This is a genomic window from Roseomonas gilardii, assembly GCF_001941945.1.
Classification (GTDB): Bacteria; Pseudomonadota; Alphaproteobacteria; order Acetobacterales; family Acetobacteraceae; genus Roseomonas.
On sequence record NZ_CP015583.1, the window covers coordinates 2,316,673 to 2,330,829 of the forward strand.

The following is a 14,157-nucleotide window of genomic DNA, read 5'->3' on the forward strand; positions in this document are numbered from 1 at the left end:
ACGGGGATGGGATGACAGATGGTGCGCCGCGCCCTTGCATACAACCGTGTAGGTCAAGACCCTTTCGGCGGTGCGGGCGGGCGCGGCTCCCATCGGCGTCAGGCGGAGGTCTGTTCCGCCGGACGCTCGCCATAGATGAACAGCGGCGTGGCCCGTCCCTCGGCCACCTCCTTGTTCACCACGACCTCCTCGACCTGATCCAGGCCGGGCAGCTCGAACATGGTCCCGAGCAGGATGTTCTCCATGATCGAGCGCAGCCCGCGGGCGCCCGTCTTGCGCTGGATCGCCCGCATGGCCACCGAGCGCAGCGCGTCCTCGGTGAAGGTCAGCTTGGTGGCCTCCATCTCGAACAGGCGCTGGTACTGCTTCAGCAGGGCGTTCTTCGGCTTGGTCAGGATCTCGATGAGCGCCTTCTCGTCCAGGTCCTCCAGCGTCGCGACCACCGGCAGGCGGCCGATGAACTCGGGGATCAGGCCGAACTTCAGCAGGTCCTCGGGCTCCACCTCGCGCAGGATGGCACCCTGGCGCCGCTCGTCCGGCCCACGGACCTCGGCACCGAAGCCGATGCCCGACCCCTTGCCCTTGGCAGCGATGATCTTGTCCAGGCCGGCAAAGGCACCGCCCACGATGAACAGGATGTTCGAGGTATCGACCTGGAGGAATTCCTGCTGCGGATGCTTCCGGCCGCCCTGGGGCGGGACGGAGGCCACCGTGCCCTCCATGATCTTGAGCAGCGCCTGCTGGACGCCCTCGCCGCTCACGTCGCGCGTGATCGAGGGGTTGTCCGACTTGCGGCTGATCTTGTCGACCTCGTCGATATAGACGATGCCGCGCTGCGCCCGCTCGACATTGTAGTCGGCCGACTGCAACAGCTTCAGGATGATGTTCTCGACATCCTCGCCGACATAGCCCGCCTCGGTCAGCGTCGTGGCGTCGGCCATGGTGAAGGGCACGTCGAGGATGCGGGCCAGCGTCTGGGCGAGCAGCGTCTTGCCCGAGCCGGTCGGCCCGATCAGCATGATGTTGCTCTTGGCGATCTCGACGTCGCCGGACTTCCCGCCCGCGGCCAGCCGCTTGTAATGATTATGGACTGCCACCGAGAGCACCTTCTTGGCGTGCTCCTGGCCGATCACGTAATCATCGAGAACCTTGCAGATCTCCTTCGGGGTCGGCACCCCGTCGCGAGACTTCACGAGGTGCGTCTTATGCTCCTCGCGAATGATATCCATGCACAGCTCGACGCATTCATCGCAGATGAACACGGTCGGACCGGCGATAAGCTTGCGCACCTCATGCTGCGACTTGCCGCAGAAGGAGCAGTACAGTGTATTCTTCGAGTCGCCGGACTTGCTCATGCTCGCTCCTGACCCCGGTTACCGTCCCCTGGACGCGGAACGCCCGGGTTTCGCCCGAAGGGCAAAGGGTACTCTAGACCCCGTATGACAAATGGGGGAAGCCTCGGGCGCCGGCGAGCCCCCAAAGAACACATCTCCGGGTTGCTCGCCGGGCATCTCCTGCGCGGCTCAGACGGGCTTGGGCGCCGCGCCATCAGCCGTCGCGCTGATCGGGCGCTGCTCCACCACCTGGTCGATCAGCCCGAAATCACGGGCCTCTTCGGCCGACATATAGGTGTCGCGCTCCAGCTTCGCCTCGATCGCCTCGACCGGCTGGCCGGTATGCTTCACGTAGATCTCGTTCAGCCGCTTGCGCAGGCTCAGGATCTCGCGCGCCTGGATCTCGATGTCTGTCGCCTGACCCTGGGCACCGCCGGAGGGCTGGTGCACCATGATCCGGCCGTTCGGCAGGGAGAAGCGCTTGCCCTTCTCGCCGGCGGTCAGCAGCAGGGAACCCATGGAGGCCGCCATGCCCATGCAGACCGTGCTGACGGGCGCGCGGACATACTGCATCGTGTCGTAGATCGCGAGGCCCGCCGACACCACGCCGCCCGGAGAATTGATGTAGAACGAGATTTCCTTGTTCGGGTTCTCGCTCTCCAGGAACAGAAGCTGGGCGCAGATCAGCGAGGCCATGCCGTCATAGACCTGGCCCGTCATGAAGATGATCCGCTCCTTCAGAAGGCGCGAATAGATGTCGAAGGAACGCTCCCCGCGAGCGGTCTGCTCGATGACCATGGGAACGAGCGTATTGTTGTAGATCTCAACCGGATCGCGGTCACGCATGTCACTTCCTTTCGCCACCGGGCCCAAACCGATGCTGGCGGCGGAAGGGCACGAAGGCAACCGCCTCCCGGCCCGTCCGGTCCCCAGTTCCGGCCCTCCCCGGGGGTATATGCCCGGCGGGAATTGACGAAACATGTGGCGAACCGGCCCGCCCCGGCACGTCGCGCGCCTCGGCGGAACCAAGATGGCCCGCCCTGCCCACCGATGGAAGGGGGCGGAAGACAGATCGGTGACCAGGGGGGCGGCACCGGGGGCGGCACCGGGGGACGGCACCGCGCCGGCCCCGCCCCGGCGGGTGGGAAGCCACCGGGCGGAGCCCGGCGGCAGGCAGGGCGCGGCCGGCGGCCGCGCCACAGGGTCAGTGAAGCCGGATCAGGCCGCGTCGGTGGCCTTGGCCTTCGCGTCCTCGGGGGCCTGCAGCTCCTCGGGCGTCACGCTGCGCTCGTTGACCTTGGCCAGCTCCAGCATGAAGTCCACGACCTTCTCCTCGAAGAGCGGGGCGCGGATGCTGTCCATGGCCTGCGGGTTGCGCTGGAAGTACTCCATCACCTGCTTCTCCTGGCCGGGATAGCGGCCGGCCTCGGCGCGCATGGCCCGCAGGATCTCCTCCTGCCCGACCTGCACGCCGTTGGTGCGGCCGATCTCGCTGACCAGCAGGCCCAGGCGGATGCGGCGCTCGGCGATCTTGCGGTACTCGGCCCGCAGGGTCTCCTCGTCCTTGCCCTTGTCCTCCTCGTCCAGGCGACCGGCCTTCAGGTCGGCCTCGACCCGCTGCCAGATGCCCTCGAACTCGGCATCCACCAGGCCCTGCGGCACCGGGAAGTCGGCGCGCTCGGCCAGGGCGTCCAGGAGCTGGCGCTTGACCTTCAGGCGGGAGGCCTGGTCGTACTGGCTCTGGATGATCTCCTTCATCTGGTTCCGGAGATCCTCGATGCCGCCCGGTACGCCGACCTTCTGGGCGAACTCGTCGTCCAGCGCCGGCTTCACCGCCTTCTTCAGCGCCTTGGCCGTCATCTCGAAGACCGCGGGGCGGCCGGCGAGGTCAGGGGCGTGGTATTCCTCGGGGAAGGTCACATCGACATGCCGGGTCTCGCCGACCTTGATGCCGACCAGCCCGTCCGCGAAGCCCGGAATGAAGCCCTCGCCGCCCAGCTCCACCGGCATGTCGCTGCCGCTGCCGCCCTGGAACTCCTCCAGATCGCCCTCGGGATTGTCCTTCGGGCGGGCACGGCCCACGAAGTCCACGATCACCGTGTCGCCGGCCTCGGCGGGGCGCTCCTCGGTCACGTCCTCCAGCGAGGCCGCGCGGGTCGCCAGACCCTCCAGCGCCTTGGTCACCTCCTCCTCGGAGGGCTCGGCCTTCAGCCGCTCCACCTCGATCGAGGCGAATTCCGGCATCGGGATCTCGGGCAGGACCTCCATCTCGATATGGAAGGCGACGTCCTTGCCCTCGCCGATCTCCTCGCTCTTCAGCTCCACCTTGGGCTGCTGCGCCGGCTTCAGCCCGCGCTCGGAGAGCAGGTCACGGGTCGCGGTCTGCACCGCCTCCTCCAGCACCTCCCCGTTGATGGCCGTGCCGTAGCGGTTCTTGACCACCGACATCGGCACCTTGCCCGGGCGGAAGCCCGGCAGCCGGAGATCCCTGGCCACGGCCGCCAGGCGCTTGTTCCGCGCCGCGTCCACCTCGGCCGCCTGCACCACCACGTCAAAGGAGCGCTTCAGCCCCTCCGTCGCGACCTCGGTCACCTGCATGTCGTTCGGTCCCAGTTCCAAAATCTCTGTGCGGCATCGCCCGCGGCGGGGCGGTGGCTGGTGCGGGCGGAGGGACTTGAACCCCCACGACTTGCGCCACTGGAACCTAAATCCAGCGTGTCTACCAATTCCACCACGCCCGCATGCGCCGTGCCGTCGAAGCGCCGGCGTGTAACCCATAGGACTGGCATTTCCAAGCCGGCAGCCGGGCTTTCACGCCCCTTCCGCCACGAATCCACCCTTCCCGGTCTCCCACGGGACCTGCGGCGGACGATGCCGGCCTGCGGAGGCAGCGGCCTCCGCGCCGCCTTACCCCCGCCGGATGCGGGGCTGCGGCCGCCGGGGCTGTCCGATCTTGCGGAAGGCATAGAGGAAGGAGGTCCAGCGCCCGGTCGGCAGGTCCAGCAGGCCGGTATCCTCGCGCAGCTCCACCGGCACGCAGCCATGCCGGTTCGCCAGGGCGAAGACCGCGCGTTGCGGGAAGACATGGAACTCCCGCTCCGCCACCGGCTCCCGCGCCAGGTATTCCTCGGTGGAGAAGCGATAGCCCTCGGCCCAGCCGGGCACCGAGAAGATCGCCATCCCTCCGTTGCGCAACGCGGCGAAGGCCTGGTCCAGCACCGCCGCCACCACCGGCGGCGGGTCGTGCCACAGGGTCAGCCGGCTGTAGAACAGGTCATAGGCCCTGGCCGGGACGAGGTTCTCCGCGGTGACGGGATGGAAGCGGACATTGCCGATCCCCGCCTCCTCCATCCGCGCCGTCGCCACGTCCAGATGCGGCCGCGAGATGTCGCAGGCGATCACCTCCCGGAACCAGGGCGCCACCTGCCCCGTCACCCGCCCGACGCCGCAGCCATATTCCAGCATGACCGGCAGGTCGGCGGTGGCGAGGCCAGCGCGACGGAAGATCGACAGGATCAGCCCGAGATCGAAGAGCCCGGTCTGGTAGAATCCCTCCCGGTGCGCCTCCAGGTTCTCCGGGCGGTGCTGCGGCAGGGGCAGCACCGACCAGTGCGGCGCCTCCTCGCCCAGCGCCGTCCAGCAGGCGGCCAGCCGCTCCAGCAGCCGCGCCAGTTCCTCGGGCGGCGCCTCGGCCTCGATCTCCTGCAGGGGCGCGTCCAGCGGCGCGAAGGGCGGTGGCGGGGTGATCGCCAGGCCGAGCCCGTCGAGCTTCGCCCGGAACTCGTCCGAGCCCAGGAATTCCTGCCGCAGCGTGGCGAGGTCCGGCGTCGCCGCCGCCCTGGCCGGCATCGCGGCGCGCTCGTCCGGATGCGGCTCCCGCCCCAGGATCAGGCGATAGGCCGCGCGCACGTCCTCGGCCGTCACCTCCGCCCTCGCACGCCGTGGGGCCAGCGCCACCAGGGTGTCGCCTTCCGCCGGGGCCGTGTCGCGCCCTTCCGCGCTCTTCCCGTCTTCACGGGGCTGGCGATCGGCAAGCATGATCCGCCTCCCATCCTTGACCCCGGCATGGCTAACACGGGTGCGGCGCACAAACGACCACTTTCGCGGGAAAATCCATCATGTCCTGCCCGCAGGGGTCGTTATCCGTCAGCAGCAAACCGGTGGCCGCGGGGTCATCCGCCGGGGCGCGCCTCCTCCGCCCGGGCCAGCGCCGCCGGAATCCCGGCCACGACATCCTCCGCGATCAGCCCCGGTCCCGGCGGGGCGGCGGCGCCATGCACCCAGACCGCCGCGGCGGCGGCCTCGAAGGGCGGCATCCCCTGCGCCAGGAAGGCACCGCAGATCCCGGACAGCACATCCCCCGTCCCCGCCGTGGCCAGTCCCGCCGGAGCGTTGTCGTTGATCGCCACCCGCCCGTCCGGCGCGGCGATCACCGTGTCGCTGCCCTTCAACACCACCACCGCCCCGGTCCGCGCCGCCGCCGCGCGCGCCGAGGCCAGCCGGTCCTCCCCGGCCTCGCCGAAGACCCGCGCGAACTCCCCGGCATGGGGCGTGACGATGGAGGCACCGCGCAGCCGGTCCGGATTCCCGGCGCAGAGTGTCAGCGCCCCGGCATCCGCCACCACCGGCTGACGGTCGGCCAGCACCTTGTCCAGCAGGGCACCCGCCCGCTCATCCGGCGGCAGGCCCGGCCCGAGGACCCAGACCCGTCCCTTGCCGCCGATCATCCCATCCGCCGGCGGGTCGGCGATGATGTCGCCCGGCATGGCGACGCCGCGCAGGATGAAGGCCGCCCCCGGCGAGGTCGCGGCAACCGTCAGCATCCCCGCCCCCGCCCGGCGCGCCGCCGCCGCCGCCAGCCGCGCCGCGCCGGGCATGGTCGCACCGGCGGCCACCACCACATGGCCGCGCTCGTGCTTGTGCATCGCCGCCGCCGGGCGCGGCAGGCGCCACAGCCAGGGCCCGTTGCGGAAGGCGCACGGCCCCACCTCGGCGATCACGGAATCCGGCAGGCCGATATCCGCCAGTTCCACCTCGCCGCAGAGATCGCGCCCCGGCAGCAGCAGGTGCCCCGGCTTCAGCCGCGCGAAACTCACGGTGGCCACGGCCCGGGCCGCATGGCCCAGCACCTGCCCCGTGCCGCCATCCACGCCGCTCGGCACATCGACCGCCAGGACGGGCGCCGCGATGGCCCGCAGCACATCCGCTGCCACGCCGTCCACCGGGCGCGACAGGCCGGCGCCGAAGACCGCATCCACCACCGCCGCCGCCCGCGACACCGCTGCCGGGTCCCAGTCCAACCGTGGCCCGCGCCAGCGTGCCGCCGCTTCCGCCGCGGCCCCGCCCGGGCGCGGCTCCGCCAGGGCCGCCACCGCGACAGGCCAACCTTCCTGCGCCAGCAGCCGCGCCGCCACCCAGCCGTCGCCGCCATTATCCCCGGGCCCGCACAGCACCACGACACGCCGGGGCCGCCAGCACCGGCGCACCGCCCGCGCCACCGCCCGCCCGGCCGCCGCCATCAGCACCCGTGTCGGATGCCCCGCCTCGGCGGCCAGCGCATCGGCGCGGGCCATCTCGGCAGGGGTCAGCAGCTCCGGCGGAATGGGATGCGTCTTGCGGATCAAGCCAGGTTCCTCGCGAGGGCCGGTCGCCCTCCTGAAACAGCCGATGGAAAAGCCGGGCGAGCGATAGGAAGCCCGTGAGCGCCCGGCCCGGGAGCTTCCTGCGCCCCCGCGCCCATGTCACGCTGCCAACGCCCCGCCCCGCCCCTGGATGCGGGCACGGCCCCGCCCTTTCAGGCCCGGATGCCGGGCCGGGGCAGGCCGGAGAAGCGGGCGGGACGGGCGGAAGCTGCGGGCCAGCCGGAACGGAAGGGATGATGACGATGACGGATTTGCACGGCCTCGACGGGCTGATCCAGCCGGCCGGCCCGCGTGGCGCCGCCACCCCGGACCGCGATGGCCTCCACCGGCGTGACATCATCGTCATGACCTCGCTGATGACCGGCCTGACCCTGGCCACCGCCCATGGCGCGGCGGCCCAGGTGATCCAGACGGACAATGTCGGCCTCTGGGCCGGCGAGGTGCAGATCCCCACGGCCAATGCCCAGATCCCCGCCTATGCCGCCCGCCCGGCCGGCGAGGGCCCCTTCCCCACCGTGCTGGTGATCGAGGAGATCTTCGGCGTCCACGACTACATCAAGGACATCTGCCGCCGCTTGGCCAAGGCCGGCTACCTCGCCGTGGCGCCGGAACTCTATGCCCGCCTCGCCGACCTCTCGAAGATGACCGACGTGCAGCAGATCGTGCGCGACGTGATCAGCAAGGCCCCCGACGCCACCATGCTGTCGGACCTTGACGCGACCGTGGCCTGGGCGAAGGCCGAGGGGCGCGGCGACACCGCGCGGCTCGGCGTCACCGGCTTCTGCCGCGGTGGCCGCAACACCTGGCTCTACGCCGCCCACAACCCGGCGCTGAAGGCCGCCGTCGCCTGGTACGGGCCGGTCGGCGGCGGCACCAGCGACATCCAGCCGCGCACGCCCACGGACGTGGCCGCCGAGCTGAAATGCCCGCTCCTCGGCCTCTATGGCGGCGCCGACACGGGCATCCCGGTCGATCAGGTCCAGGCCGCCGCGGAGAAGGCCCGCACTGCCGGGAAGCAGGTCGAGATCGTGGTCTTTCCCGATGCCCCGCACGGCTTCCACGCGGACTACCGCCCCAGCTACCGGCGCGAGGCCGCCGAGGATGGCTGGCGCCGCATGCTCGCCTGGTTCCGCCGCCACGGCGTGGCCTGAGCCCCGGCCCGGCGGATGGCGCCCCGCGCGGGGTCGTTCGCCAAACCGGATGAAAAGCCCCAGTCTGTCGCCGGAGACGGATTCGCGCCGGCCGCACAGCCCCCGGGCTCGGTGGCGCCCGGCAGCCTCAGGAAAGAAGAACGGCAATGGCATTCGTGGTGGCGGTGGCGAGCCAGAAGGGTGGCGCGGGCAAGTCCACGGTGGCGGCGAACCTGGCGACCGCCCTGCTGGCCGAGGGGGTTCCCGTCGCCCTGCTCGACACCGACCCGCAGGGCACGCTCAGCCGCTGGCACCAGGAACGCCCGGAGGACGCCCCGGCGCTGGATTTCGACGCCCCGGCGGGCTGGCGCGTGTCGCAGATGGTGGAGAAGCGCCGCAAGGCCCCCGGCTTCCTGATCCTCGACACGCCGCCGCATGCCGATGCCGATGCCCGCCGCGCCATCCGCTCGGCCGATCTCGTGCTCATCCCCCTGCAGCCCTCGATGCCCGATGTCTGGGCCATCGACGCCACCCTCTCCGTCGCCGCCGACGAGAAGCGCCCCGTCGCCCTGTTGCTGAACCGCGTCCCCTCCCAGGGGCGGCTGCGGGACGAGGTGCGGGCGCATCTGCGCAAGCGCGACCTGCCGGTCCTGTCCGCCACGCTCGGCAACCGCACCGCCTTCGCCGCCGCCTTCGGGCGCGGCCTCGGCGCGGTGGAGGACGCGCCGCGCGGCCTCGCCGCCCAGGAGGCCCGCGCCCTGGCCGCCGCCCTGCGGCGCGAGGCGGCGCCCTGAAGCGACGTGCCGGTGCGACCGTCCCGGCAACGGCCCGCCATCCTGTGATCCCGGCTGTCTTCCTTTTGTCACGCTCCGGCGCCGGCCGCGTCTAAGCTCTGGCGGTCCGCGGGGACCCAGCAGAGCCAGGACATGGCCATCCCGCGGCAATCAGGAGGAAGAGCCCTTGGCCAGCATCATCGCGTTCAGCGCCTTCGGGCGCCTGCCCATGCGCCCCGTCACCGATCCCGATCTGGACTCCGTCCTCGCCGAAAGCGCGCCGGGCGAGGTGAGCATCCTCTATCTCTGGGGCAGCCGCTGCGCCGATTGCGACGCGGTCCGCACTGCCCTGCGCAGCACGCCGGACAGCTTCCTCTGGCCCGGCGTGCGCTGGCTCGAAAGCGACCTGCGCGACGATCTCAGCCTGGCGACGCGCTTCGGGCTGCTCGGCATCCCGGCCTTCCTGATCTTCTCCGGGCGGCGCCCCCGGGGGCGGATCACCGGCTGGCCGGGCGTTCCCGCCTTCACCCGGCTCGTCGGGGAGCAGCTCCGGCGCCTCCACTGAGGCGCCGCCGGCGCGCTCAGCGGCCGTTGCGCTCGATCGTCACCCGCACGTCGAGCGGCGGCGCCGTATAGGGGGCGGAGGTCGCGATCACATCCACCCCGGCACGGGCATAGTCGGCGATGTTGCGGTCGCCGATGCCGCCGGTGGCGATCAGCACCGGCCGCTGCGGATGGCCGTTCAGCGCGCGCACCACCTCCCCGATCTGCTCGGGCGAGAACTTGTCGCATTGCAGGATGTCCGCGCCGGAATGGGCGAACTGCACCGCCTCGTCCACGTTCCCGGCCTCGACGGCGATCTTGCGCTCCGGCTGCGCCGCGCGGAGCTGCGCCACCCAGAGATGCGGCGGCTGCCGGCCGAGGAAGCCCCGGTGCTGCGCGAAGACCAGCACGCTGTCGGAAAGCCCCAGCCGGTGGGGGACGCAGCCGCCCGCCGTGATGGCGCGCAGCATCACGTCCTTGGCCCCGGGCAGATGCTTGCGCGTGCAGGCCACCGCGATCTCCGGGTGGATCTGCCGCGCGGTCGCGCGCAGCCGGGCGGCGGCGGTGGCGATGCCGGAAGTCAGCTCCAGCAGCGTCTGCGCCGTCTTGGTGGCGCGGTGCAGCGCGCTGGCCGGACCCCGCGCCTGGAGGATGGGGCTGCCTTCCTCGACCTGCGCGCCAGACCGGCAGAAGCTCTGCACCTCCTCACAGCCGGCGAGGCGGAACAGCGTCTCCGCCTCCTCGGTGCAGCACACGGTCATCAGCGCCCCGGCCGTCATCGACAGGCGGCCATGCAGTTCGCCGATACCCAGGCCCAGCGTGGTCAGGTCGCCGTAGGGAGAGTCCTCCTGCAGCATGGACTCCAGGCGGGCCGTCGGAATGGTGAAGCTCATGGAGTGACCCCCTTTTTCTGGCGCCGATCATAGACCAGGCCCCGCCGCGCAGCCCCCCCGCAGGTCCATGCCGAGGCCTGCACCAGGCTCATAACGAACGGCCGGGGAAGCGAACCGCGTCCGGTGCCGGCCATGGCCCGCGGCCCCGGTCCTGGCCGGGACGCCCGGAGGAGGACGGACCGGGAGGGCCGGTCACAGGATCGGCATCCGCGCGGCCGGGCGGGGCCGGTTGTTTCCCGTCGGGCCCGGCGCCATTGATGCTCCGGGCCGGGTCGGCCCCAGGATCCGCCCATGACGACTTCCCCCTTCCCCACCGCCGTCGCCGCCGAGGCCCTGCTCCTGCCCCTCGGCGATGGCCCGGCGGGTGAAGGCCCGGCCCGGCCGCGGGCGCTGATGGTGGCGGCGGAAACGCCCGTGGCCCTGGCCTATTCCTCGGTCCCCTTCGCCGTGATGATGGCGACGCCGGCCGATCTGGAGGATTTCGCCTACGGCTTCAGCGTGACCGAGGGGATCGTCGCCACCCCCGCCGAGATCCGCGGCGTGACCCTGCGGGAGGAGGACCGTGGCCTGGCCCTCGACATCACGCTGGAGGCCGCCGCCCTGCGCCGTCACCTGGCGCAGCGCCGGGCACGGGAGCGCAGCCTGCCCGGCCGGACCGGTTGCGGCCTCTGCGGGATCGAGGGGCTGGACGCCCTGCCCGCCGCTGCCCCTCCCGCCGCCCCCGCGCCGGTGCTGGAGGCCGGGGCGATCCACGCCGCGCTGGGCGCGATGGAAGCGGCGCAGGCGTTGAACCGGGAAACCCGTGCGGTCCATGCCGCCGCCTGGGCGGGGCTGGATGGCGGCCTGCGCCTGCTGCGCGAGGATGTCGGCCGTCACAACGCGCTGGACAAGCTGATCGGCGCCGCCCTGCGCCGGGGGGAATCACCGGCGGAAGGCTTCCTGCTGATCACCAGCCGCTGCTCCTTCGAGATGGTGGAGAAGGCGGCGGCCTTCGGGGCGCGCAGCCTCGTGGCGATCTCGGCGCCGACCTCCCTGGCGCTGGAACGCGCCCGGGCGCTCGACATGACGCTGCTGGCCGTGGCGCGACGGGATGCCGTGACGGTCTTCCACGGTGCCGGACGCGTCGCCGGGCTGGAATGTTCCGCCTGAAGCGGGCCGCGGCGGAACGGCATTCCCCGTGAAAAAGAGGAAGGCGGCGCCTTCCCCCCGGACCGGCGGCATCCGGCGGCCGCCCCGCGCCTCAGGCCAGCATCGGCGGCGGCACGGGGGAGAGGTCGAAGGTCACGTCCTTCACGCCCGGGATGCCTTCCGCCAGCACGCGCAAACCGCGCTCCACATCGTCCGAGTTGCAGAAGCCGTGGAACTGCACCACGCCCTTCTCCACATGCGGGAAGATGTAATAGGCATCCGCCCAGCTGTGCCGGCGCATCTCGGCCACCAGCTTCCGCTCGATCTCGGCATCGCTGGTCTCCCCGGGCGCCTGCGCCGGAGGGGCGACGATGGCCTTCATCAGGTCGGCGCGGGACAGGATACCGACCAGCTTGCCATCGCGCACCACCGGCAGGCGCCGGATGTTGCGCTTCGCCATGATCCCGGCGGCCTTCTGGATGCTGTCATCCTCGCCCACCGTTTCCAGGCTGGTCGTCATCAGGTCGCGCGCCACGCGCCCATGCGACTGCACGTACTGGAGGGCCTGGCTCGGCGCGGATTCGATCAGGCGGCGAAACCAGGACTGCGCCTCCTCCTCGCCCGTGATCTGGCGCAGCAGGTCGCCCTCGGTCACGAGGCCGACGAGCTGGCCCGTCCCGTCCACCACCGGCACGCCCGAGATGCCGCGCGAGGCGAAGAGGCTGGCCAGGGCGGGCACCGGCGTATCCGGGCCGACCGTCATCACCTGGCTGGTCATGATCTCGCGAACTTTCACAGCGTCCTCCTTGTTCTGTCTTTGGCGAAGCCGGCGCGGCGGAACCGTGCGGCACAAGGGCTTCATCCCATGACAGATGAAAACGCCGCCATGATCTGGATCAAGGGGAAAAACCCATCCGACGGCGCCCCCGGCATCAGGCCCGCCGCGTCACCTCCGTGCGCCAGATGAACAGCCCCGCCGAGACCAGGATCACGAATCCGGCCAGGTCGGCGAGGCCCGGGAACTCGCCCCAGAGCAGGCTGCCCAGCAGGGTGGCCCAGATCAGGCCGGAATACTCGAAGGGCGCCAGCATCGCCGCCTCGCCGCTGCGATAGGCCGCCGTGAGCAGGAGCTGGCCGATCCCCGACACCATCCCGAGCCCCGCCAGCAGCGCCCATTGCCCCGCCGTGGGCCAGACCCAGACGGGCAGCGAGGCGATGGAACAGGCGACCACGCCCGAGAGCGCGTACCAGAGCACGATGGTCACGCCCGGCTCCCCGCTCGTTCCCATGCGGCGGATCGAGATCATCGCCAGCGCCCAGCCGATGGCGGACAGCAGCACCACGCCGACCGCGACGGGATCGGGCGTGCCCACCCCCGAGCCGGGCAAGAGGCCGGGCGAGAGCATCACCAGCACCCCGGTAAAGCCCACCAGCACCGCCGAGGCCCGGCGCGGCCCCACCCGGTCGCCCAGCAGCGGCACGGAGAAGACCGTGAGGAAAAGCGGCATGGTGAAGGTGAGCGCGCTGGCCAGGGCGAGCGGCAGGTTCGCATAGCCGTAGAAGGCGCCGCCCATGGCCAGCAGCCCCCAGCCGCTGCGCTGGAGATGGCCGAGCGGCGCCCGCGTCCGCAGCGCCCGCCAGCCGCCATGCGCCAGGGCCTGCGGCATCAGGGCCGGCAGGGCGAAGAGGTTGCGGAAGAGCATCACCTCCGCCAGCGGGATCGCGCCGCCCAGCAGCTTGATCATCGCGGCGACCAGCGAGAAGGCCAGGGCCTCCCCGAGGACAAGGAGAATGGCGCGCCTGCGCGCGGCGCTGACCGGGTCTTGCATGGAGGGGGCGCTCGTGTGGACGGCGTACCGGCCCGAGGCTACGGTCCAGCGCCCGGGATGACCAGAGCGCCACCCCGCCCTTCTCGCCCGCATCCTGGGGAGGCCGGGGGCCGCCAGGGCCGGCGGAACGCGTTTTGCGGAGTGGAACGACGATGACCGAGTTGCTGTACCGCCTCGACCCCTATGGACGCGACGCGGGCGCGACCGTGGTCTCCTCCGGTCCCGAGGGCGTCGTGCTGGACCGTACCCTCTTCTACGCCCGCGCCGGCGGCCAGCCCGGCGATTCGGGCACGCTGCGCTGGGCGAAGCCCGATGGCGGCTTCGCCGAGGCCAAGGTTACCGAGGCGCTGAAGGGGCCGGACAACACCGTCCTCCACACGCTGCCCGAGGACGCGCCGCGCCCCGAGCCCGGTACGCATGTGATCGCTTCGATCGACTGGGAGCGGCGCCACCGCCACATGCGGATGCACACCACCCTGCACCTGCTCTGCGCCGTGATGCCGGGCATCTACGCCACCGGCAACCAGATCGGCGCCGAGAAGTCGCGCCTCGACTTCGACCTGCCCGAGCCGCCGCCGAAGGAATGGCTGACGCAGCAGCTCAACCTGCTGATCGCCGCCGACCATCCGGTCGGCGAGCGCTGGATCGAGGAAGCCGAGCTGGACCGCAATCCTGGCCTGGTCCGCACCCTCTCGGTGCAGCCGCCGCGCGGCGCCGGCCAGATCCGCCTCGTGCGCATCGGCTCCGAGGAGTCGCCGGTGGACCTGCAGCCCTGCGGCGGCACGCATGTCCGCTCCACCAAGGAGATCGGCGCGGTGGAGGTGACCAAGCTGGAAAGCAAGGGCAAGCAGAACCGCCGCGTCCATATCGTGCTGAAGGACTGAA

General features: G+C 71.5%; 13 protein-coding genes and 1 tRNA gene. 5 read left to right on the forward strand and 9 right to left on the reverse strand.

Annotated elements, in window-relative coordinates:
• Nucleotides 1-98 precede the first annotated feature (98 nt).
• From clpX to RGI145_RS10605, 6 genes are all read right to left on the reverse strand, one after another.
• Nucleotides 99-1,355 carry an ATP-dependent Clp protease ATP-binding subunit ClpX gene (gene clpX, locus RGI145_RS10580; protein WP_075798298.1) on the reverse strand — a complete coding sequence of 419 codons (1,257 nt, stop codon included), beginning with the start codon at nucleotides 1,353-1,355 and terminating at the stop codon, nucleotides 99-101.
• Between the two features lie 168 nt (nucleotides 1,356-1,523).
• Nucleotides 1,524-2,180, reverse strand: a complete 657-nt coding sequence (gene clpP, locus RGI145_RS10585) for an ATP-dependent Clp endopeptidase proteolytic subunit ClpP (protein WP_075798299.1) — start codon at nucleotides 2,178-2,180, stop codon at nucleotides 1,524-1,526.
• A 372-nt stretch (nucleotides 2,181-2,552) separates the two neighbouring features.
• Nucleotides 2,553-3,932, reverse strand: a complete 1,380-nt coding sequence (gene tig, locus RGI145_RS10590; protein WP_075798300.1) for a trigger factor — start codon at nucleotides 3,930-3,932, stop codon at nucleotides 2,553-2,555.
• Between the two features lie 58 nt (nucleotides 3,933-3,990).
• A tRNA-Leu gene (locus RGI145_RS10595) sits at nucleotides 3,991-4,075 on the reverse strand.
• 166 nt (nucleotides 4,076-4,241) lie between these two features.
• Complete coding sequence (locus RGI145_RS10600; RefSeq protein WP_075798301.1) at nucleotides 4,242-5,372, reverse strand: class I SAM-dependent methyltransferase; 1,131 nt, start codon at nucleotides 5,370-5,372, stop codon at nucleotides 4,242-4,244.
• 134 nt (nucleotides 5,373-5,506) lie between these two features.
• A complete protein-coding gene (locus tag RGI145_RS10605; RefSeq protein ID WP_075798302.1) occupies nucleotides 5,507-6,958 on the reverse strand; it encodes a bifunctional ADP-dependent NAD(P)H-hydrate dehydratase/NAD(P)H-hydrate epimerase in 1,452 nt (483 codons plus the stop codon).
• A gap of 260 nt (nucleotides 6,959-7,218) precedes the next feature.
• Between RGI145_RS10605 and RGI145_RS10610 the strand changes: the two genes are divergently transcribed.
• The 3 genes from RGI145_RS10610 (at nucleotide 7,219) to RGI145_RS10620 (ending at nucleotide 9,444) form a co-directional block, all read left to right on the forward strand.
• A complete protein-coding gene (locus RGI145_RS10610; protein ID WP_208863864.1) occupies nucleotides 7,219-8,127 on the forward strand; it encodes a dienelactone hydrolase family protein in 909 nt (302 codons plus the stop codon).
• A gap of 146 nt (nucleotides 8,128-8,273) precedes the next feature.
• The gene (gene parA / locus RGI145_RS10615; RefSeq protein ID WP_027280296.1) at nucleotides 8,274-8,900 is read left to right on the forward strand and encodes a ParA family partition ATPase; all 627 of its coding nucleotides are present in this window, start codon (nucleotides 8,274-8,276) and stop codon (nucleotides 8,898-8,900) included.
• A gap of 166 nt (nucleotides 8,901-9,066) precedes the next feature.
• On the forward strand, nucleotides 9,067-9,444 hold the full coding sequence (locus RGI145_RS10620) for a YbbN family protein (RefSeq protein ID WP_075798303.1): 378 nt from the start codon (nucleotides 9,067-9,069) through the stop codon (nucleotides 9,442-9,444).
• Between the two features lie 16 nt (nucleotides 9,445-9,460).
• Here the strand turns inward: RGI145_RS10620 and modD are convergent, their stop codons facing one another.
• Entirely contained in the window at nucleotides 9,461-10,315 is an 855-nt protein-coding gene (gene modD / locus RGI145_RS10625) for a ModD protein (protein WP_075798304.1), read from the reverse strand.
• Between the two features lie 291 nt (nucleotides 10,316-10,606).
• Between modD and fdhD the strand changes: the two genes are divergently transcribed.
• The gene (fdhD, locus tag RGI145_RS10630; protein ID WP_075798305.1) at nucleotides 10,607-11,464 is read left to right on the forward strand and encodes a formate dehydrogenase accessory sulfurtransferase FdhD; all 858 of its coding nucleotides are present in this window, start codon (nucleotides 10,607-10,609) and stop codon (nucleotides 11,462-11,464) included.
• 91 nt (nucleotides 11,465-11,555) lie between these two features.
• On the opposite strand, the gene RGI145_RS10635 is transcribed toward fdhD, so the two are convergent.
• Both RGI145_RS10635 and RGI145_RS10640 read right to left on the reverse strand, forming a co-directional pair.
• Nucleotides 11,556-12,239 (reverse strand): CBS domain-containing protein, encoded by a 684-nt coding sequence (locus tag RGI145_RS10635; RefSeq protein WP_237183042.1) that lies wholly within the window; start codon nucleotides 12,237-12,239, stop codon nucleotides 11,556-11,558.
• A 136-nt stretch (nucleotides 12,240-12,375) separates the two neighbouring features.
• Nucleotides 12,376-13,272, reverse strand: coding sequence for a DMT family transporter (locus RGI145_RS10640; RefSeq protein ID WP_075798307.1), 897 nt, complete (start codon nucleotides 13,270-13,272; stop codon nucleotides 12,376-12,378).
• A 152-nt stretch (nucleotides 13,273-13,424) separates the two neighbouring features.
• On the opposite strand from RGI145_RS10640, the gene RGI145_RS10645 reads away from it, so the two are divergent.
• The gene (locus RGI145_RS10645) at nucleotides 13,425-14,156 is read left to right on the forward strand and encodes an alanyl-tRNA editing protein (protein WP_075798308.1); all 732 of its coding nucleotides are present in this window, start codon (nucleotides 13,425-13,427) and stop codon (nucleotides 14,154-14,156) included.
• The last annotated feature ends 1 nt before the right edge of the window (nucleotide 14,157 follow it).